Raw genomic sequence first — 20,986 nt, 5'->3', positions numbered from 1 at the left:
ATCGATTATTTATGTGAAGACAACCACATCCCAACAACAGCACCGTTATCTGGATATCAGAAATAACGTCACCAGCGTCGATTCAGCTTAGAGATATCCAGATAAAACGACATTGTCGCGGCATTATTCCCACGCAACCCAAACATTCGTTTAGTTTTCTGCCGCAAATAATAAATATGTTTTTCGCTGAGTCCTGCTAATTTATTAATTTGTGAAACGGAGTAGCCTTCGCATAGATAGCGAAAGACAATCAACTCTTGTTCAGAGAAATCCCGCCGGTCAAACATAGATTTACCGGCTTCATACAGACACAAGTAAAGCTCGGAAAAACCTATCTTTTCAGAGATGAGCCAAGGGAATGGCCCCTGAAAGGCGCATCCGGGAGCCCCCTCCATCTTGTATAACAGTACAATTCGGCAATGAGAGCATAATGAAGCAATTAAACTCAGTATCCGGTGTCGCTCGGCAATATCAGAAATATATACCACGAAGATATCACTGACCGATGGACGTAAGTAACAGTTAGATTTTAATTGTCTGGAGTGGATTGCTGCGACATTCCCTCTCCGAATGACTTCATCATCTTGCAATGCCAAAAGGAAAAAACTGTTATCCGAGATAATACATTTCCTCATATATTACCCCAACATCCAGATCCGATTTATTCTATTTAATGTCCATAATTCCTGTTTCCAGAAAGTCGTAAGCCAAACTTCGATTTAATTATATACACAGCGAATATACATCGTCAAAAACGATCAATTAATTATTATTGATAGATATGAACAATTGATTTTATGGATATAGATCGCCCTGATCGATCAATGAATAAAGAAAAATAAGAAGATCAAGCAAATAGATAATTTAATTTTAGGATTTTTCTATTAATAAGAAATTGTTCGTATTGATATGTATCTCGAACCAATTGTAATTTTATGTAAAGAGCATATCTGAATGCGCAATTTAACTTATTTTTCACAATCATATAAATTGATCTAAATCAATTTACACCATTTAAACAAAAATAAATTTATTGATCTCACCCCATTGCACACCGCTAAACCTAACTCATCAGAGGGAATAAATGCGCTAAATCGCTACCCGATAGTGAGTATAGAATCAATTTGACGTTTAAATGGGGTTGAGGCGGGAGATTTAAGACGGGAACATAACAAACAACGCCAGGCGCAGACCGTGATCAGGAACGCTGCGCCTTACCATGATACAACCCCGTTGAATAGGTGGAGTCAGCCCTCTTTTCCTGGCTCAGATCCGGGCGCAAAGAAGCGCTGGATGAAAGATAATGCTGGTATTCCGCAACGTGCAACAGGGCCTGCTCGCCGCAAAGCTCCTGCTCACCATAATCGACATACATCAACGATTGTCGGAAGAATTTGAACATAACGTTTTCCAGCCATTGGACCAGGCACCTCCACTCATTGATGGAGGTGCGTCATGATTATGATTTTTTCGCGCTGTAGACTTCTTCACCGGAGAATGTCGGCTCGGCCCAGAAATTAATATTGAACTGCGCGTCGTCGGTCATTTCGATACGGTGCCAGTACTGCGGCGGGCTGGTCGCGAAGCTACCGGCATTGATAACCACCTTCACTTCAGGTTCCGTGGCCTGCTCATCAGCGAAACCGTAGTAGGTCACCGTACCTTCCATCACACACAGCTGGCCAAAGATGCCGGCGGCGGTATTGTGATGGCTCAGCAGCGCTGCCGGGACATTGTCTTTTGTGAAGAATGGGGCTGAACGTTTGATAGTCCAGTTTTTAGGGATTCTGTGATGGCTCATATTAACCTCCGGATCTAAAACATGCATTTAAAATACAACTTAAAAATCGAGCTGTAAAGCATTTTGATAATGAATCTCATTATCGTGTATGCACCGTTCTTCGCCCGGCATCACATTTCTGCATGTTGCTTATTGTCGAATTTCGACATTTATTTATATTAAAAATGTCGAATATCAACAGAGGTAATGCATGAACCCGCTCGCTTTCACCATTGTGCAAGAACAGAATGTCGATACCCGCTACCTGGCAGACCTGCCGCTTCCGGACATACTGGCGTTGCTCAACGAGCACGACGCCCGCGTTCCGCTCGCCATTCGCGGCGTTCTTCCGCAGGTGGAAGAGGCCGTGCGTCTGATTGTCGGGCAGATGAAAAGCGGTGGTCGGCTGTTTTACGTTGGCGCAGGCACCAGCGGACGGCTTGGCGTGCTGGACTCCGCCGAGTGCCCACCGACATTTGGCACCGACCCAAACCTGGTTCAATCAGTCATTGCCGGCGGGCTGGACGCCATGCTGCGCGCCGTAGAGAACGTAGAAGATGACGGCGCCGCCGCGGTTGCCGAACTCCGCGCTCGTGGTCTGAGTCAATGGGATGTGGTGCTGGGTATCGCCGCCAGCGGACGCACGCCGTTCGTGATGTCGGCGCTCGACTTTGCGCGCCAGACTGGCGCAAAGACCATCGCGCTCACCACCCGCGGCCCTGGCCTTATCTCAGAAAAAGCGGACGTGGCGGTAGCGCCGGACGTCGGTGCCGAAGCGCTGGCCGGTTCCACGCGGATGAAAAGCGGCTCCGCGCAGAAGATGCTGCTGGGGATGATCAGTACCGCCACCATGATTCAACTGGGGCGCGTGCACGGCAACCTGATGATTGACGTAAAAGCCTCGAACGAAAAGCTGTTGCGCCGCGCCGAGCACATGGTGGCGCAGATCTGCGAAGTGGATAACGCCACGGCGCAAATGCAGCTCCAGCAGGTGAACTACAACGTACGCGCGGCGGTGCTGAGCAACCTGCTGGGCCTCTCTCCCGATGCGGCGCTTGCGATGGCCGCGCAACCCTTTGTCGCCCTAAAAGATCAGCTATTATCAGGAGCCACTCATGGCCAATAAAATAGAACATCTGGAGCTTATCGCTGACGCCATCGAACACCATATTGGCGGCTTCGGCAACGTCGCCACGCTGACCAACTGCATGACCCGCGTACGCGTGGTCCTGCGCGATCGCAGCCTGTTTAACGCCGAAGCGCTGCGCAAAGTGGACGGAGTCAAAGGCACCGTCGACGCCGGAGAGCAGTTTCAGATTATCGTCGGCGCGGGTACGGCATCAAAGGTGACGGGGATCCTGACTAAACGCATGAATCGCGCGGGAATCGCCCCTGCCGCCGCCGACGATGCAGAACGTAAACCTTTCTCCATCCGCCGCTGCCTGAATATTCTGGCGGCCATTTTTGTCCCTACCATCCCGGCGCTGATCGGCTGCGGTTTGATTCTTGGATTAGTCAACGTCTGCCGCCTGATCGGCCCCGAGTTTGTCGCCAGCCATCAGGATCTCTTCGCCCTGCTGACGGTCATGGGGAAGGCGGTCTTTACGGTGCTGGCGGTGATGATCGGCATGAATACCGCCAAAGAGCTGCAAGCGTCTCCCGCCATCGGCGCAGTGATGGCGGCCGTGCTGGCCGCGCCGGATCTCGCCAACATCAAGCTATTTGGCAGCGCATTAACGCCGGGCGGCGGCGGGATTTTCGCCGTGCTGCTGGTCTGCGTCTTTGCCGCGAAATTTGAGCTGTGGTTCCGCCGCTACTGCAAAGAGAGTCTGGATCTGATTTTAACGCCCATGGTGACGATTCTGGTCTCCTCGCTGGCCGCGCTGCTGATTCTGCAACCGCTGGCGCACGCGGTTAATCAGTGGCTGGGCGACCTGGTGGCGCTCTCCCTGCTCAACAATTCCGCAGGTTCTGTTGTGGTTGGCGCGCTGCTTGGCGGCGGCTTCCTGTTCCTGCTGCTGACCGGTTTACATCAGGGGCTTATTCCCATTCACGCGCAGATCCTCGATACTTTTGGCCTGAACTATCTGTTCCCGATCCTCGCGATGGGCGGGATGGGTCAGGTGGGCGCGGCGGCCTATGTCTACCTGAAGACGAAGAATTCGCGCCTGAAGAAAACCATTTCCGGCGCGCTGCCGGTGGGTATCATCGGTGTCGGTGAACCGCTGCTGTTCGGCGTCTCCTTGCCGCTGGGTAAACCGTTTATCGCAGGCTGCATCGGCGGTGCGGCAGGCGGTGCGGTGATTGCCGCCTGTAAGGTAGGCATCATCATTCCGTTTGGTACTGCAGGACTATCGCTGCTGCCGTTAGTCGGCGCCGGGCAGATTCTGCCGTTCCTGCTGGCGGTCGTCAGCGCATGGGTGGTTGGATTTGTCGCCGCCATGATCCTGGGCTTTACCGATCCGCAGGAATAGTCATAATCAGGCACAGGGCGCAACGCGCCCTTCCCCATGACGAGAAAAAAGGTACGTAATGGAATCCATCATCAGCAAAATTCAGGCTCTGGCGCACGCCAAAAACGGCGGCGATCGACGTATCTCGACGTATCTGATTGAGCGGAATTTTGATATCTCCGATTTAAGCGCCACCCGCATGGGGCAGGAACTGGGTATCAGCGATTCCTCCGTCATCCGCTATGCCAAAGCGCTTGGCTGTAGCGGTTTTCCGGAGCTGAAGCTGTGGCTCGCCGCGGCCAGCCATCCGCAAAAAGCGCGTGCACGCGAGGAGATCTACGAAGGTATTGAAGCCAGCGACTCTACTGAGCAGATGGTGGAGAAATCCCGCGTCCTGTTTGCCAGCAAAATCGACCAGTCGCTGGATCTGCTCGACCCGCAAACTATCGACATCTGCGCGCGGTTACTGATCGACAGCCGCAAAATCGTCCTCGTCGGCATCGGGACCTCGGCGCTGATCGCGCTGGATATCAATCACAAGCTGATTCGCTGTGGGTTAAACGTGCAGTTCAACTACGATTACCACACGCAAATTGTGCAGGCATCTTTACTACAGCCCGGCGACGTACTTCTCGCGGTCTCCGCGCGCGGTGAAACGGCGGAGGTGGTTGAAGCGCTGGAGCTGGCCCGTGAACGCGAGGCACACACGATAGCCATCACCCGCTATGGCAAAAACAAAGTCAGCCAAATTGCCAAACACGTCATCCCCTATAGCTATACCGAAGCGCACGAGAAGCTTGGCATGGTGACGCCACAAATCCTACAGATGATCGCCTTTGATATTCTTTTCTTCCGCATTAACAGCCTCGTGTCGCCGGACAGCATGTCCACCGCGCTGCACACCATCAATAAACGCCAGCACAACGGAAACACGCCATAAATATCAATTAGCTGAATATCCACACGAATAACATTGCCTTTTAACATTCATTAACAGATAGTGTATAAGATTTAACTTAAAGCTCTGTTTTTATTACCGTCAGGATATCTATTAAATGTTATTAATTAAAAAGACAATAATGAGCACTCTGGTTATTGCACCGGCCCTTTTCAGCTTCAGCACGGGCGTCAGTGCCGCGGAATTAACCGGCTGCGCCGCTAAAAAACAAGAGATCACCCGCCAGATTGAATATGCCCGCGCGCACAACAATCAGCATCGGGTCAACGGGCTGACCACCGCGCTGCAAGAGGTTGAGGCCAACTGTACCGATGCCTCTTTGCAAAAGGAACGTCAGCAGAAGGTCGCCGAAAAACAAGAGAAGGTGAACGAACGCCAGGCGGAATTAAAAGAGGCTCAGGCCTCAGGGCGCTCGGATAAAGTCGCTAAAAAACAGCAGAAACTGGATGAAGCCCAGGAAGAGCTGGCGGCGGCTCAGGCGGAATTACAGCGCTGATAGCCCAATCGTTCCAGGCAACAACCCGGCCGCTAAACCGGGTTGTGGACGCGTTATCCCTCTCGCTACGCTTTGCGAATGATGACCGGCACGCTCTTATAGGCAGGCGTCAGGCTCTGGGTATCCACCGCATCAAGTGACAGCAGCACGTTCGCCTCCGGCAAATAGGCGCCAATCGAACCGGCAGCCATGCTGTAAACCACCACCGTCAATCCATACATCGCACGTTCGATGCTCGGCTCGCCGTTGTCCTCCAGCGCTTGAATGTTAATGACGTCGCCTGCCGCCAGCCCCCGCGCCTCGGCTTCCGTCTGGCTTAAAAATGCCACATCGCGACGGCCGGTAATCCCGCGGTAGCGATCGTTCATGCCGTATATCGTGGTGTTGTACTGGTCATGGCTACGTAACGTCGCCAGCACCAGCGCATCATCCGGCTGATTCTGACGATCCACCGCTCGCTGGCGGCTAACCACAAAGTTCGCTTTACCGCTCTCCGTGTGCCATTCGCGTCGCGACGCGGGCGTATCCATACGGAAGCCGCCCGGTTCGGCGATGCGCGCGTTATAGTTGGCGAACGCCGGAATCACGCTGCCGATGGCCTCACGAATCAACGCATAGTTATCGGTCATCGCTTCCCAGTTCACCGGCGAGTCAGGTAACGTCGCGCGCGCCAGCCCGGCGACAATCGCCGGCTCCGACTTCAACCAACGCGATGCCGGTTTCAGCGCGCCGCAGGAGGCGTGCACCATCGACATGGAATCTTCGACGGTGACCGACTGGATGCCGCTCGCCTGTATATCACGCTCGGTGCGCCCCAGCGCCGGGAACAGGTAGTTATGTTTCGCCATCAACAGATGCGAGCGATTGAGTTTGGTCGCCACGTGGACCTGCAAATCCAGCTTTTTCATCGCTTCAAAGGTGCGCTGTGGTTGCGGCATCGCCACGGCAAGATTGCCGCCCATGCAGATTAGCGCCTGTGCGTCACCGCTCTCGATGGCGCGAATGCTCTCAACGCTGGAGCGACCATGCTTGCGAGGTACGCGAATGCCAAAGTGCCCTTCCAGGCGCGACAAAAAGGCTTCCGGCGCCGCCTCGTTAATGCCGACCGAACGGTCGCCCTGCACGTTGGAATGGCCGCGCAGCGGGCAGATACCGGCGCCCGGTTTGCCGATATTGCCCTTCAACAGCAGCAGGTTCACCAGTTGCTGGACGTTTTCGGTGCCGTTTTTATGCTGGGTAATCCCCAGACCATAGCAGATGATGGTGGCTTTTGAGCGGTCGTAACGGTAGGCCAGGTCTTCCATCTGGCTACGACTCAAACCAGAGTCCTGTTCCAGATCCGCCCAGTGACAGCGATGCAGATCGTCATACAGCGCCTGATAGCCGTGGGTATGCTCAGCCAGGAACGCGCGGTCGAGGCACGGTTCCTGGCCAAGCAAGGTTCTGGCTTCGTCCATCTCAATCAGCGCCTTCATGACACCTTTCAGCAGCGAGGCGTCGCCGCCCATTTTGACCTGGTAGTAGTCGTTACTGAGCGTCGTGGCATGGCCTTTCAGCATGTCCGTCGGGCTTTGCGGGAAGCTAAAACGTTCAAGACCGCGCTCCGCCAACGGATTGATAGAGATAATACGCCCGCCGCGCTGCGCCACTTCACGCAGAGTGGTCAGCATCCGTGGGTGGTTAGTACCCGGATTGTGGCCGATGCAGATAACCAAATCACAGTGCTCGAAATCATCCAGTTCGACGGTACCCTTCCCCAGCCCGATAGCGCTGGTCAGCCCGGCGCTGGTTGGCCCGTGGCACATGTTGGAGCAGTCCGGGAAGTTGTTGCTGCCGTATTCGCGGGCAAATAGCTGGTAAAGAAACGCGGCTTCGTTGGAGGTACGCCCGGAGGTATAGAACTCCACACGTTCCGGGGAGTCGTAGCTGCGCAGGCGTTCGCCGATTTCGGCAAATGCCACCTGCCATTCGACGGCCTGCCAGGTATCGGTGACGGCGTCGTACTTCATCGGATGCGTCAGACGGCCAACGTTCTCCAGCTCGTAATCGCTGTATTTCCACAGCTCGGCCACGGTGTGCTGGCGGAAGAATTCCGGGGAGGCTTTCTTGCTGGTGGTTTCCCAGGAGACGGCTTTCACGCCGTTTTCACACAGCTCCATCGGCGAACGATGGCTGGGGTCCGGCCACGCGCAGCCAGGACAGTCGAAACCCTTTACCTGATTCATGCGAAACATCGCGATGACATCGCGCGCGATGGCCTTTTGTGAAAATACCGATGCGGTAACCGCTTTTACCGCTCCCCATCCACCTGCCGGCCCTTGATAGTCGCTTACACCTGGAACGCCATTACTCATTTTTACCGCTTATTCTGTACGCAATTTCAATGGCGAATACGGTAGCAATTTCTCTTCAGCAAAGATTTCCTCTTCACGAGGTACAGCGGCTCTACGCTGTACGGATTAGTCTGCGGCTCCCTGAGGGAGCATAGCGATTCCCTCTCATGCGTCACCGCCACACGAAAAATAGGGTTGATCTGATACGAACAACCTCTTATTTTTCACCTTTGTCTTTTAATCGGACCCTGCGATGTCAGCTATGAATCAAGCGAAAGCGGTAGTGAACAGCAGAATAATAAGAACAATAGGCTGAGGTAGTTCTGATGTGGTTATTTATTGGCACCGTCACCGTCGCCTTTTTAGCATCGCTGATGCTGATCTGGCTTGACGACAGAATTGCGGAAACGGAATAAATCCGTGGATGACGTTCCGCGCCAGAAGGCGGCGCGGAACGAAAAAGCATTACAGCGACTTCGCCAGACGCTCAACGGCGGTTTGCAGACCTTCCAGCGACACCGTCGAGTAGGATAAACGCAGCGTGCGGGTATCCGGATTGTCGTTATAGAACGCTTCACCCGGCACGTACACCACGCCATTTTCCAGCGTTTTCTCCAGCCACTTCATGGTATCGAACGGATAACGGAAACGCGCCCACAGGAACATCCCCCCTTTCGGACGGCTGAACTCAAGATGCTCGCCCAGACGGCTTTCCAGCGCGTCGGCCAGCGCCTCGCACTTCTTACGGTAGTCTTCGCGGATGAGCGCAATCTGGTTTTCCAGACGGCCCAGGCTCAGGTATTCAGCGGTAATCACCTGCGACAGCATATTGGTGTGCAGATCGGCGGCCTGCTTGACGATCACCGTCTGTTGCGCCAGCCAGTCCGGCATCACGATCCAGCCAATACGCATGCCCGGCGCCAGAATTTTGGAGAAGGTCGAGGTATAGACCACCTGATCTTCACAGCCTAATTCCACCGCATGCTGATACAGCGGACGCTGCACTTCATCGGTAAAGCTGATTTCACCGTAAGGATCGTCTTCAATAATCACCACGTCATGCTGCTTCGCCAGCTCCACCAGACGGCGGCGACGATCGTCGCTCAACGTTTTACCGCCAGGATTACCGAAGGTTGGCACCAGATAAACGGCTTTTACACGCGTGGTGGTCAGCAGCTCGGCGAGCTGTTCTACCAGCATGCCGTTGTCGTCGGTATCGACGCTCAGGATGTTGGCCTGCGCCAGTTGAAACACCTGCAACGCCGCGAGGTAGGTTGGGCGCTCAACGACAATGGTATCGCCCGGATCGAGCAGCGTGCGGGCAACGATATCCAGCGACTGCTGCGAGCCTGAGGTGATATAAACATGGCTTGCCTGACAGGCCACGCCGCGCGCCTGACACAGTTCGCTCACGGCCTGGCGCAGCGGCGGGTAGCCTTCGGTCAGCCCGTACTGGAACGCATCGTTAAAGCGTTCGCTCATCACCTTCTGCACCGCCAGCTCCAGCCCTTCGGTATCAAAAAGCTCCGGCGCCGGAATGCCGCCGCCGAGAGAAATCACGCCGGGCAGTTTACTGTGCTTGAGGAGTTCGCGGACGGCGGAGGGCTTGAGTTCCCCCGCGCGCGCGGCGAGTCGCCGATCGTGCATATTCTTTTCCTTTTCTGTCTTGTTGTTGTGTTTACTGCAGACTTTCTTTACGTAGGCCTGATTAGCGAAGCGCCATCAGGCAACCCGACACAGATTGCCGGATGGCGGATCCGCCTTATCCGGCCTACTATTTTTTATCTTTAATCACCACCAGCGGTTCGATATCGCTCTCTTTTTTAATCACCAGAGAAGCATCGCCGCGCAGGCAGGTGCCGCCGTAGTTACCGCCGACGGTAAAGGTACATACCTGAATATATTTTCCCGCCACGTTTGGCAAGCACCAAAGCTGCTGGTAAATATTTTTCCGGTCATTAAATTTACCGCTGGTTTGATCCAGTAGCTGATCGTGGCCGCTGACCAGATCGATATTGCTGCCGCAACGCCCGGAAATCGGCTTGATGGCATAGCCGGTTTTGGCCAGATGCTCGCTCACCTCAAAGTCGGTATCCAGCAGATAAGGATGGTTCGGGAACAGCGACCACAGCACCGGGAGAATGGCTTTGTTGCCGGGAATCACCGTCCACAGCGGCTCGAAGACCATCACTTCCGGGCGCAGCAGCACGTCAATCAGGCGCACTTCGTTATCCGGGTGACCGGTACGAATCGGCACGGCGGCGTATTCGTCTTCGTCCACCTCACGCACCTGCTCAATCGCCGTTTCCCACGCCCAGGTTTTCCACACGCAGTTCACCAGACGACCGTCGCCATCAATCAGCTGACCGGCAGCATCCCAGCGCAGCTCGTCGAGGCCGTAGAGAATTTTGCTCTCGAAGCCCGCCTGCTCAAGGGCGCGCTGCATAAACTGGGCGTGGTAATTTTCTTCCAGATCGTTGTCCTGCATGATGTGCACGAACGGCCTTGCCTGGCTGTGTTTCCACGCGCCCACCAGCTCGCCCAGCAGGTCTTCCGCCGGGTTGTGGCCGTTGCCGCGATAGCCGGTTTTCAGCCACTGTTCGAGAATCAGGCCCCCTTCGGTGTGGCAGGAGGCGGAGTCAGCGTTGTACTCGTAGACCTTCAGCCCGCGCTCGTCCATGCAGAAATCCATGCGCCCGGTGATCATATCGTGGCGACGACGCTGCCACGAAAGGCGCAGACGCGGCCAGAGGATTTTAGGAATATCAAACAGCGCCAGCAGGTTGTCATCACGCATCACTTTGTCGGTGGCGTGGAGATACATCAGGTGCATCTCGTTGGTCGCTTTAATCAGTTCCTGCTCTGCGCTCTCGGTCATGGTGAAATACTGATACGGATCGCCGTTAATCACATGACCGTTGGCGGCGATATACGCCTGCTGGAGTGAATCTTTTTCGTCGAGCCATTTGCCCTCAAACTGACCGTTATTCTCCAGACGCGCTCCGCCCAGCTTCAGCGCTTCACCGGCAATCGCCGGCTGCGGCAGGCTGTAACGCGCATCGTCAGTCTGGATCATCCAGCCAAGAATGGTGGTGTCATCGAAGGTATCATGCAGCGTGTAGTGGCCGTCTTTCACCTCTAACGTAAGCTCGCGGGTCCACTGCTGGCCCGCCGGCAACGCCGAGTGCAGCACGTTCTGCTCGGCGATACGCACCTTGTTGCCCAGCAGTTGGGTAATCACCGCCACGTGGCCGGTTTCATTAAACTCTCCGCCCTTCTGCCAGATAAGCAAAGAGCCGACGAGCGGCGCGCGACGGGAACCATTAGCAAAAGCCTGCAGCGGGAGAATGGCGTCGTTCACCACCTGACGCAGATAGCGCAGAGAGAAGATCTCGTAGGCCATACTCACATCGGTGAAGACAAATCCGTAGTTGATGAACAGAAAGCGGCGGGCAAACTCGACGCACTGCCACTTGTGGCCCATATATTCGTTATCGATGTAGCTACGAAACGAAGCGTCGTCAGGCATATCACCTGGTTTTAAGCTGCTGTAATTTGAAGAGTAAATCGCTACGCCGCCCGGCGCATACCCCAACAACGTGCCAAATGGGGCGTCACTATTGGTACTTCCCTTGCTCATGAACCTTCCTCAAACATCGCGTGCGATTTTCTCGCTCGCACGTTGAAATTAATCCAACAAAAGTGGATTAATCATACACCCGTGTATGCGAGGATGGCCCCTTATCGGGAAAAATATTCATCTGAAAAATGGCGTCATCAGCGCGTGGGCAGCCCGAGTGTTTGCCTGAAGCTGCTAAACTTCACTACCTCAACACATCATCAAAATAAGGCGAGCGATTATGTCAGAGAACACCTATCAGCCCCCCAAAGTCTGGGAATGGAAGCAAAACAACGGCGGCGCATTTGCCAATATCAACCGCCCGATTTCCGGTGCCACTCATGAACAAGCGCTGCCGGTGGGCCAGCATTCCCTCCAGCTTTACTCCCTTGGCACGCCAAACGGCCAGAAAGTCACGATTATGCTCGAAGAACTGCTGGCGGCAGGCGTCACGGAAGCGGAGTACGACGCGTGGCTTATTCGCATTGGCGAAGGCGATCAGTTCTCCAGCGGCTTTGTGGAAGTGAACCCAAACTCGAAGATTCCGGCATTGAGCGATCACTCCACCACGCCGCCAACCCGCGTGTTTGAGTCTGGCAACATCCTGCTCTATCTGGCGGAAAAATTTGGCCATTTCCTGCCCAAAGATCCGGCCGGGCGCACCGAAACGCTGAACTGGCTGTTCTGGTTGCAGGGCTCAGCCCCGTTCCTCGGCGGCGGTTTTGGTCACTTTTATAACTACGCGCCGGTGAAGATTGAGTACGCGATTGACCGCTTCACCATGGAAGCCAAACGTCAACTGGACGTGCTGGACAAACAGCTGGCGCGCGGGCGCTACGTGGCTGGGGAAGAGTACACCATCGCCGATATCGCCATCTGGCCATGGTATGGCAACGTTGTGCTCGGCAACGTCTACGGCGCGGCGGAATTCCTTGATGCGGGAAGCTACAAGAACGTGCTGCGCTGGGCGCAGGATATCGCCAGCCGCCCGGGCGTGAAGCGCGGCCGTATTGTCAACCGTACCAATGGACCGTTGAATGAGCAGCTGCACGAACGTCATGCCGCCAGCGATTTTGACACCAATACGGAAGATAAGCGTCAGCGGTAATGGCTTGATTGACCGGGTGCCTGGCGCCCGGTTTTATTGCCCTTCCAGCCGGTATCCCGCCATAAAGTAGCGAACGGTCGTGCTGGAGTCATGCTCTTTAAAGAAGTCCATCACCATTTCTTTATCCAGCCCGTAGCGCCGCGTCAGAATCCCCGCTTCCCAGGCGCTGAGCTGCCGGTCGCCGGTCCTCTCAAACATTCGGTGCGAAAAGCCCAGCACAAATCCGCGTTTATAGTCGGCGCAAAAACCAATCACCTTTTGCGCGCTATCGGCATAAGACGCCTGCAGCCCCGCCATCAGCCCTTTGCCAAAATGGTTATCCATTTGTGTCCCCTCAATCGATATATATAAAATTATATAGCGATTATTTGAGCGCTGGCTAGCGCTATTTAAACGCGAATCCTGAAGAGGAAGCCTTCAGCCAATTCCCGGCACTGTGATCGCGCCGACGGGCATTCATACGCAAAGCAAGTATTCTGGAAACAGCGTTTCAAAAATAAGAGAAGGAGATGTTATGGCCTGGCAAGCAAACCCAGCCCGTTATGAACAGATGCAGTATCGCTACTGCGGCCGCAGCGGTTTACAGCTTCCTGCGCTGTCCCTCGGCCTATGGCACAGTTTTGGTCATATTCACGCGCTAGACGACCAGCGCGCCCTGCTGCGCAAAGCCTTTGACTGCGGCATTACCCACTTCGATCTGGCGAATAACTACGGCCCGCCGCCGGGCAGCGCCGAGGAGAACTTTGGCCGCCTGTTACGGGAAGATTTTGCCGGTTATCGCGATGAGCTCGTCATCTCAACCAAAGCGGGTTATGACATGTGGCCAGGGCCATACGGCTCCGGCGGCTCGCGTAAATATCTGCTGGCCAGTCTCGACCAAAGCCTACAGCGTATGGGGCTGGAGTACGTTGATATCTTTTATTCGCACCGCGTCGATGAACGCACTCCGATGGAAGAGACCGCCAGCGCGTTAGCTCATGCGGTGCAAAGCGGAAAAGCGCTGTACGTTGGTATCTCGTCCTACTCTTCCGAACGTACCCAGGCGATGGTTGAGCTGCTGCGCGAGTGGAAAATACCGCTGCTGATTCATCAGCCTTCTTATAATCTGCTCAACCGCTGGGTCGACAAGAGCGGTCTGCTGGATACGCTTGAGCGCAACGGTGTGGGCTGTATTGCCTTTACCCCGCTGGCGCAAGGGCTGCTAACGGGAAAATACCTGAACGGCATTCCGGAAGGTTCGCGGATGCAGGTGGAAGGCAAAAAGGCGCGCGGTCTGACGGAAAATATGCTGAGTGAGAGCAACCTGAGCAGTCTGCGCTTACTCAACGATATGGCGCAACAGCGCGGGCAATCAATGGCGCAAATGGCCTTGAGCTGGCTGTTGAAAGACAGCCGCGTGACGTCGGTGCTGATTGGCGCCAGTCGACCAGAGCAAATTGAAGAGAACGTGAAGGCGCTGGAAAACCTGCACTTCTCCCACGAGGAGCTGGCGCAAATTGATAAGCATGTGGCGGATGGTCAGCTAAATCTGTGGCAGGCGTCGTCGGATAAGTAGGACCGTACCGAAAACGTGAATGGGTAGGCCAGACAAGCGTAGCACCACCGTCCGGCCTACATCGCTATTTTTTCGCGCGGGTCAGGCTATCGAGGTAACCCATCACAAACGCTGAAAGTACAAAAGTCAGGTGAATAATCACGTACCACATCAGCTTGTTATCCGGGACGTTTTTGGCATCCATAAACACCCGTAACAGGTGAATAGACGAGATAGCCACAATCGAAGCCGCCACTTTGTTTTTCAGCGAGGTGGCGTCCATTTTGCCCAGCCAGTTCAGTTTCTCTTTGTGTTCACTGATATCGAGCTGCGAGACAAAGTTTTCATAGCCGGAGAACATCACCATCACCAGCAGGCCGCCGACCAGCGTCATATCCACCAGCGACAACAGGGTCAGGATTAAATCGGCTTCCGCCATGCTGAAGATATTCGGCAGCACATGCAGGATCTCCTGAAAGAACTTCAGGGTTAAGGCCAGCAGCGCCAGCGAGAGGCCAAAATAAACCGGGGCGAGGATCCAGCGCGATGCGTACATCGCATTTTCCAGAAAGCGTTCCATAGTGTCCTGTTTTCGAGTCAAATTCGCCCTAGTATATCGCAATCACATAACATCATATCAACACTTCGGCTTACACATCGTGGGGACGAATAAAGGGTCGCTGGAAGTCCGGCCAAACCAACGCCACCAGTTCGGGATAAGCCTCCTGAGCAAATTCCTCGTAGCACCGCTGCAGGCTGAGCACCACCGGGTCGACGTCGGTCACCCGCTCGCCTTTCAGGCAGCGGCGTTTAATCTCATCGTAATACTCATAGACGGCGCCATTGAGATTCCGGCAACGTTCCTGCGCTTCAAACAGGCCCGCTTTTTCTTTTAGCTGCTCTGTCGACATACGCTTAATTGTCGATTGAACAAAATCGATATACTCGTGGTTAATACGCCAGTACCAGGAAGGGGTAATCCGGCTCATGAGCCCGGCAAAATGATTTTCGCCTTCGTCTTTGCTCAGCGGCGCGGGGGCCGGAGCGGGAACGGTTTCATTATTGGTATCAGACGGTGCGTTATTTTGACCATACATAAAAAATAAAATAATGACGGTAAGTAACAGCAACACCATCACAAAATAAATAATACCGCTCATGGTTTTCTCCACTTTTTTTGATTTTAAAAGTGCGTCATGTTAATGTCAACGAACCTCACTATAATAAAAAACATTCTCCAGCCATTCGACAGACGACGCCTATATGATAGCTGAAACCCTTATCCCAGCCCGTTTCTGCATCGCCGCTATAGATGCGGAAAACAAGGATACGCCGCCAGGCCAGCAGGCTGAGCAGGAGAAAGCCTCGCTCGCCACATGGCAGGACGAGATATTGATTGGCGGCGGTCAATCGCGTAACCCATTGGTTGAGGAACGCGATCGTCATATTAAAGACAGATTATATCGCATCGCTAAAATTGAAGCTTTTGCACTTATGCTAAATAACCTGGTGGTTCAGGGGGAGATCTCCGCGCTGGAGTTAAGTCAAATTATGGAGTTAAAAACTCAGGAGATAAATGAGGACGGTAATAAAATCTGGCTTAATTTAATGACCCAGGAAAGAACCGCGCCAATGTTTTATAATCTAACGGATAAGTGAGTATGAAACTTGTCGATGTTAGCGCGACTAATATAGCGTTAAGCCCACAACTCAGTGATGAGACCATTCTTCAGCGTAATTTGCAGACGCTGCGCGAGGAAAAAAACGCCGAGGGGCGTCGCATTTCCGGCCTTTCCGAACCCATTCCCGCAGCGCTGGTGAAAATGAAGTGGCAGCATCGCCGCGAAATCTATGGTTATCAAATTAAAGAAGAGATCTTCGGCGCCGCGCTATGTGAGGTGATGGCGCGTTACCCCCATCTGCGCGACAAAATTCTGGCGCATACGGAATCCTGCTATCAGCACGTCCTGAATCGGGAGGCCGCAACGCTTGAGATTAGCCGCGGCCTCGCCGATGGTCATTACCGCACGTCTAACGTCATCCTGAAAATTGAAAAGAACGACGAAAAACGCCCGGCTCAGCCGATAATGTCGATGGCAAAGTGATCAAACGAGCAGCTTCCGCGCTGCGCCTGGCTTTCTAACGACACTGCTACCAGTCCCACTTTTGCCCCAACCCACTTCCCTTTGCCTGCGGCGAAAGGCTGAGTCACCCGCTGCCAGTTCACCTCACCGCTACGCCAGGCAAAGCGACAGATGCCGCCGTGAGAGACCTCGACCTGCATTGCGCAGGTGGCGCTATCCAGCGTCGCAATGACCTCGCGGCGTTCGCGTACCACGCCCGCATCGCTCATCCAGCCGGTCAGCCACAGCAGTCGATGCTGCCCGTCACGTTTTTCCAGCAGCAGCGCGGCATAACGTTCACCGTAAATAACCAGACCACCCGCATCGCCGTTAGCTTCAGCGTTCAGCGTCAGCGTGGTTTCGGCGCTAAACTGCCAGGCCGGAAATTTCTGCAGCAGCAGGTTGGGCAGCCAATAGAAATATTGTTTCTCTTCACCGCAAGGGAGTTCGCAGCAGCGGAGATTCAACTGGCCATCGCCCGGCAGCAGCCACTGGGGATCCGGATTAGCCTGCCACTGCCACTGTAGACCCGGCACGCCTGAGGCAAAATCATCGCTGGTTTGCGGCTGTGATGGCACCGCCGGCGCTAAGCTCGCCGGACGCGGCCAGTGCATCACCGGTTGCCCGGCGCCGTCATCCCCCAGCGGCTCGCCGATACGCGGCCAACCGTCCTGTTCCCAGCGCATTGGCTGGAGGTGAACGATGCGTCCATACAGATGCGCATCCTGGAAATGGACAAACCAGCATTCGCCGTCATCCAGCTCAACCCAGCCGCCCTGATGCGGACCATTAACCGGGGTATTCCCCTGAAACAGAACGTTTTTCGCCTCCCAGGGGCCGCTCATGCTGCGGGCGCGCAGCACCGTTTCCCAGCCGGTTTCGACGCTGCCTGCAGGGGCAAAAATGTAGTACCAGCCGCCGCGCTTGTAGACTTTTGGCCCTTCGAGCGTCGGCTGGTCGCAGCTGCCATCATAAATAATCTGCCCTTCCCCGCGCAGCGAAGTGCCGTCCGGCGACATGGCGAACAGTTGAAGCTGGTGTTTAATTCCGCTACGACTATGGGCAAAGGCGTGGACCAGCCAGGCGTCACCATTGTCATCCCAGAACGGGCAGGGGTCGATCCAGCCTTTCGCGGGCTGAACGCAGTGTGGCGGGCTCCATTCGCCCCACGGATCGTCGGTCCGACACATGAAAATACCTTCATCCGGAGTGCTGAAAAAGACCCACAGGTGATTGTCGTGCCAACGAATCGACGGCGCCCATACGCCTTTTCCCGGCTGGTACTGGTCGTAACCCGCCAGGGGTAACGACTGAAAAACATGGTTGATGATCTGCCAGTTCACCAGATCGGTCGAATGCAGGATCGGCAGCGCGGGCATATGGTTGAAGCTCGACGAAACCATAAAGAAGTCGCCGCCGACGCGAACAATATCGGGATCCGAATAGTCGGCGCAGAGGATCGGGTTATGATAATCATGTGATGTCATCGTCGTTTCCTCAGGCTTTATGTAATACGCCGCTGACGGCTTGCGGCTCAGCTTGCACCGCCGCCTGTTGCCGTGCGGAAAGGTCGCGTTGAATGGTCGCCATGGCGCGGTCATCCAGCTTATAGAAGCGCGACAGCCACCATAACACCAGATACGAAAGCGATGGCCCCAGCGTCAGCAGGCCAACGATGCCCATCGTCGCCATCGGTGTTTGTTCGGTGACGCCTGCCTGATAGCCAAACAGCCCCAGCGAGAAACCGACTACCGCTCCAGCGACCGCCATCCCCATTTTCAGCGCAAACAGGTTGCCGGAGTAGGACAGGCCAGTAATACGGCGGCCAAACTTCCACTCGCCATAGTCGGCGGCGTTCGCCATCATGTTCCATTTAAACGGTTGATACATCTGATGGAAGAATCCCACAAGGAAGTACAAAGGGAACACGACCGGTAGCCAGGTTGGCGGCACGAAGAACATCACCACACCTACTGCGACCAGCAGCAGGTTAATGTTTTTAAACAGCGAAACCGCACGGTAACGCTTCGCCAGCCAGCCCGCCGCGATGCTGCCGATAATGGTACCGACCACGCTAGTCGAGACAAATGCCGACTTCATCGCCGTCCCGGCCGCAGACTCAACGCCGCCCATCATCAAATAAGTGGCGTAATACAGCGTTGCCGCGCTGCGCATCACCCCAGCCATGCTGGAGAAGAAGGTAATGATCGCTACAATGCGCCACTGATCGTTTGCCAGCAGCGAGCGCAGATCTTCGCGAATGCTGCCCTGCTGCTCCACCGCGGGCGCCACGCGCTCTTTGGTGGAGAAGAAGCAGAAGGCCAACATCACAATGGCGATGGCCCCCATAATGCCCATGGTGGCCTGGAAGCCGAACTGCTTATCTTCTTTACCCAGGTAGTCGACCAGAAACAGTGTGGCGACGGAGACCATCAAACCGGCCACGGAAGAGATCGTAAAACGATAAGATTGTGCCGACAGGCGATCTTTCTCATCGCGGGTGATCACACCACCCAACGCACAGTAGGGAATATTGATAAAGGTGTAACACAACATCAGCAAGGTGTATGTCAGGTAGGCATAAACCAGCTTACCGGAAGCGCCAAAATCGGGCGTGGTGAAGGTCATCACCGCCAGCACGGCGTAGGGAATCGCAAACCAGATCAGCCATGGTCGGAAGTGGCCCCAGCGGGTTTTTACCCGGTCGGCCACGATACCGGTGAGCGGGTCGGTTATCGCATCCAGCACGCGCGTCACCAGGAACATCACCCCTACCGCCGCCGCGGAAAGACCGTAAATATCGGTGTAAAACCAAGTCAAAAACATCGTGACCGAAGAGTAGACAATACCGCAGGCGGCATCGCCCATGCCGTATCCCAGCTTTTCGGTAATAGACAACTTCGTATCGTTTGCCACACGTATATCCTCCTGAATTGAAGTGGTTTCACTGTAGGAGGATGGGGTGGGCAATTATATTGTCATTTTTCGTACCGGTATTATGTTTTCTGGCAACTGCGAAAGTTGTCACATAACTGGATTATTTGTCATACACCTTTCATTTTTTGTGACCTTACACCAACCGGAACACCGAAATAGCCGACTTCAGTTCACCGGTATGCTGCTGTTGCTGATGCGCGACCTGTATAGTTTGCGCCACGTGTTGCACGTTCTCCTGCACGCTGGCATCAATGTGCGCAATACTGCCTTTCATCTGTAATACGCTGGCGCGCTGCTGATCGCTCATCGATGACAACACATCAACACAGGCCTGTAGACTGTCGATGTTATTGATGATTGCCGCCATGGTTTTCCCCGCTCTTTCAACCTGCTCTGTGCCCTGATGGGTGCTCTCGACGGAAGCGGCCACCAGCTGGCGAATGTCCCGCGCCGCACCTTCACAGCGCAGCGCCAGGGTACGGACTTCAGCTGCCACCACCGCAAACCCTTTCCCATGAGCACCGGCCCGCGCAGCTTCGACGGAAGCATTGAGCGACAGAATATTGGTCTGGAAGGCAATGCCGTCGATAAGTTCAAGAATACCGCCGATCTTCAGCGACTCATCACGGATGTGCGACATGGACGCCATGGCTGAACGGATATTCTCTCCCCCTTCCCGCGCCACTGCGCTGGCCTGCCCGGCGAGTTCGCGCGCTTCACTGGCCTTCTCACTGGTTAACGATGCCGCACTGGCAAGTTGTTCCATGGCGCTGGCAGTGACCGCCAACGACCGCGCCTGGCTGTCGGTGCGTTCGGAGAGCGCGGTGTTACGTTGCAGCAGCGTCTGCGAAGCATCCAGCAGTTGCGACACATTACCGCTGACCTGCTCAAGCGTATTGCGCATGGCGTCCAGCGTCAGGCTAAAGGTTTTCGCAAAAGGTGAGCGGCTGGTTTTGGTGTCACGCTCCAGCGTCAGGTAGCCCGACTCGCGGTTAATGACCGCCGCCAGCTTCGCGACCTCGCTGGCCGACCGTGCGTCCTGCTCCATCCGCACCGCCAGGAAGACCAGGAATACCGTCTGCGCCACCACATACACCGCGTGCATAATCACCATGTGCAAACCAGCGTGCATAAACACGGTGATATTAAACAACCCAAATTCCTGTAAATAATTAAATACCAGGTGGTGAACGGCAATCACCCCTGCGCCCATAATCAATGGCCGCCAGTCGCGCCAGGCGAGCAGCGCTGACAGCAAAACAAATACCGAGAAATGATATTCAGTCTCGCCGCCGCCAAGCTGAATCAGCAGTGCGGAATAGGCCATTAGAATAAACGCATAAACTAAGCGTGTGATGAGTTTGCCCGCAAAAAGCAGCGTCATCACGGTGGCAAGCCCGGCCAGAATCGTCGCTACCAGCAGTGCCAGACTGGGGTTATCGTTCATCCAGCCCACGCCCAGCGAAACGGCCCACATCACCCAGGCCAGCACCAATAATAGTCGGTCTGCTCTTTGACGAATCGAGGATAACGAGATCAGGTCGCGATGCGAGCTATCAGCTTGTCGCAAAGTTATTATGCCCATGATATTTTCCGTCCGCTGTAGATATATATTATTGTTAGCGTTCAGAATTAAGCGTAGGAA

20 protein-coding genes are annotated in these 20,986 nt (G+C 54.7%); 8 read left to right on the top strand and 12 right to left on the bottom strand.

All coding sequences use genetic code 11. The features are described from left to right. Window positions 1-68: 68 nt before the first annotated feature. From GY169_RS03900 to GY169_RS03890, 3 genes are all read right to left on the bottom strand, one after another. Complete coding sequence (locus GY169_RS03900; RefSeq protein ID WP_163449237.1) at window positions 69-635, bottom strand: hypothetical protein; 567 nt, start codon at window positions 633-635, stop codon at window positions 69-71. A gap of 563 nt (window positions 636-1,198) precedes the next feature. Next, window positions 1,199-1,402: a hypothetical protein gene (locus GY169_RS03895; protein WP_167575026.1), complete on the bottom strand. Its 204-nt coding sequence runs from the start codon at window positions 1,400-1,402 to the stop codon at window positions 1,199-1,201. 57 nt (window positions 1,403-1,459) lie between these two features. Next, entirely contained in the window at window positions 1,460-1,801 is a 342-nt protein-coding gene (locus GY169_RS03890; RefSeq protein WP_167575025.1) for a DUF1971 domain-containing protein, read from the bottom strand. A 190-nt stretch (window positions 1,802-1,991) separates the two neighbouring features. Between GY169_RS03890 and murQ the strand changes: the two genes are divergently transcribed. From murQ to GY169_RS03870, 4 genes are all read left to right on the top strand, one after another. Further along, window positions 1,992-2,906, top strand: a complete 915-nt coding sequence (gene murQ, locus GY169_RS03885) for an N-acetylmuramic acid 6-phosphate etherase (protein ID WP_167575024.1) — start codon at window positions 1,992-1,994, stop codon at window positions 2,904-2,906. After that, the gene (locus GY169_RS03880) at window positions 2,896-4,254 is read left to right on the top strand and encodes a PTS transporter subunit EIIC (protein ID WP_167575023.1); all 1,359 of its coding nucleotides are present in this window, start codon (window positions 2,896-2,898) and stop codon (window positions 4,252-4,254) included. The genes murQ and GY169_RS03880 overlap by 11 nt, the downstream gene beginning before the upstream one ends. 58 nt (window positions 4,255-4,312) lie before the next feature. Further along, window positions 4,313-5,173 carry a MurR/RpiR family transcriptional regulator gene (locus GY169_RS03875; protein WP_167575022.1) on the top strand — a complete coding sequence of 287 codons (861 nt, stop codon included), beginning with the start codon at window positions 4,313-4,315 and terminating at the stop codon, window positions 5,171-5,173. 139 nt (window positions 5,174-5,312) lie between these two features. Continuing rightward, window positions 5,313-5,687, top strand: coding sequence for a DUF1090 domain-containing protein (locus tag GY169_RS03870; RefSeq protein WP_223882140.1), 375 nt, complete (start codon window positions 5,313-5,315; stop codon window positions 5,685-5,687). 65 nt (window positions 5,688-5,752) lie between these two features. Here the strand turns inward: GY169_RS03870 and GY169_RS03865 are convergent, their stop codons facing one another. The 3 genes from GY169_RS03865 to gss all read right to left on the bottom strand — a co-directional run bounded on the left by GY169_RS03865 (window position 5,753) and on the right by gss (window position 11,660). Further along, window positions 5,753-8,041: an FdhF/YdeP family oxidoreductase gene (locus tag GY169_RS03865; protein ID WP_167575021.1), complete on the bottom strand. Its 2,289-nt coding sequence runs from the start codon at window positions 8,039-8,041 to the stop codon at window positions 5,753-5,755. Window positions 8,042-8,485: 444 nt separating this feature from the next. Next, window positions 8,486-9,667 carry a PLP-dependent aminotransferase family protein gene (locus GY169_RS03860; protein WP_167575020.1) on the bottom strand — a complete coding sequence of 394 codons (1,182 nt, stop codon included), beginning with the start codon at window positions 9,665-9,667 and terminating at the stop codon, window positions 8,486-8,488. A gap of 127 nt (window positions 9,668-9,794) precedes the next feature. Beyond that, entirely contained in the window at window positions 9,795-11,660 is a 1,866-nt protein-coding gene (gene gss, locus GY169_RS03855) for a bifunctional glutathionylspermidine amidase/synthase (RefSeq protein ID WP_167575019.1), read from the bottom strand. Between the two features lie 220 nt (window positions 11,661-11,880). Here gss and yghU point away from each other — a divergent pair, with 220 nt between their 5' ends. Continuing rightward, the gene (gene yghU, locus GY169_RS03850) at window positions 11,881-12,747 is read left to right on the top strand and encodes a glutathione-dependent disulfide-bond oxidoreductase (RefSeq protein ID WP_167575018.1); all 867 of its coding nucleotides are present in this window, start codon (window positions 11,881-11,883) and stop codon (window positions 12,745-12,747) included. 33 nt (window positions 12,748-12,780) lie between these two features. Here yghU and GY169_RS03845 read toward each other — a convergent pair whose 3' ends face one another. Beyond that, window positions 12,781-13,071: a DUF2623 family protein gene (locus GY169_RS03845; RefSeq protein ID WP_163448695.1), complete on the bottom strand. Its 291-nt coding sequence runs from the start codon at window positions 13,069-13,071 to the stop codon at window positions 12,781-12,783. A gap of 190 nt (window positions 13,072-13,261) precedes the next feature. On the opposite strand from GY169_RS03845, the gene GY169_RS03840 reads away from it, so the two are divergent. Beyond that, window positions 13,262-14,302 (top strand): aldo/keto reductase, encoded by a 1,041-nt coding sequence (locus tag GY169_RS03840; RefSeq protein WP_167575017.1) that lies wholly within the window; start codon window positions 13,262-13,264, stop codon window positions 14,300-14,302. A gap of 64 nt (window positions 14,303-14,366) precedes the next feature. On the opposite strand, the gene GY169_RS03835 is transcribed toward GY169_RS03840, so the two are convergent. Both GY169_RS03835 and GY169_RS03830 read right to left on the bottom strand, forming a co-directional pair. Further along, a complete protein-coding gene (locus GY169_RS03835) occupies window positions 14,367-14,861 on the bottom strand; it encodes a TIGR00645 family protein (protein WP_064542423.1) in 495 nt (164 codons plus the stop codon). Window positions 14,862-14,931: 70 nt separating this feature from the next. Then, window positions 14,932-15,441, bottom strand: coding sequence for an ESA_00282 family adhesion-associated protein (locus GY169_RS03830; RefSeq protein WP_167575016.1), 510 nt, complete (start codon window positions 15,439-15,441; stop codon window positions 14,932-14,934). A 103-nt stretch (window positions 15,442-15,544) separates the two neighbouring features. Here GY169_RS03830 and GY169_RS03825 point away from each other — a divergent pair, with 103 nt between their 5' ends. Beyond that, window positions 15,545-15,940 (top strand): hypothetical protein, encoded by a 396-nt coding sequence (locus GY169_RS03825; protein ID WP_167575015.1) that lies wholly within the window; start codon window positions 15,545-15,547, stop codon window positions 15,938-15,940. A gap of 2 nt (window positions 15,941-15,942) precedes the next feature. Further along, window positions 15,943-16,386: a cytoplasmic protein gene (locus GY169_RS03820; RefSeq protein WP_191091018.1), complete on the top strand. Its 444-nt coding sequence runs from the start codon at window positions 15,943-15,945 to the stop codon at window positions 16,384-16,386. Here GY169_RS03820 and GY169_RS03815 read toward each other — a convergent pair. The 3 genes from GY169_RS03815 to GY169_RS03805 all read right to left on the bottom strand — a co-directional run bounded on the left by GY169_RS03815 (window position 16,359) and on the right by GY169_RS03805 (window position 20,926). Continuing rightward, the gene (locus GY169_RS03815; protein WP_167575014.1) at window positions 16,359-17,891 is read right to left on the bottom strand and encodes a glycoside hydrolase 43 family protein; all 1,533 of its coding nucleotides are present in this window, start codon (window positions 17,889-17,891) and stop codon (window positions 16,359-16,361) included. The genes GY169_RS03820 and GY169_RS03815 overlap by 28 nt on opposite strands. A gap of 10 nt (window positions 17,892-17,901) precedes the next feature. After that, a complete protein-coding gene (locus GY169_RS03810) occupies window positions 17,902-19,320 on the bottom strand; it encodes a glycoside-pentoside-hexuronide (GPH):cation symporter (RefSeq protein ID WP_167575013.1) in 1,419 nt (472 codons plus the stop codon). 154 nt (window positions 19,321-19,474) lie between these two features. After that, window positions 19,475-20,926: a methyl-accepting chemotaxis protein gene (locus GY169_RS03805; RefSeq protein ID WP_167575012.1), complete on the bottom strand. Its 1,452-nt coding sequence runs from the start codon at window positions 20,924-20,926 to the stop codon at window positions 19,475-19,477. Window positions 20,927-20,986: the final 60 nt, after the last annotated feature.

The organism is Kluyvera genomosp. 3 (assembly GCF_011765685.1).
Classification (GTDB): domain Bacteria; phylum Pseudomonadota; class Gammaproteobacteria; order Enterobacterales; family Enterobacteriaceae; genus Kluyvera; species Kluyvera georgiana_A.
Note: the sequence above shows the minus strand (reverse complement) of the source record. Positions and strands in the feature narration are given on the sequence as shown.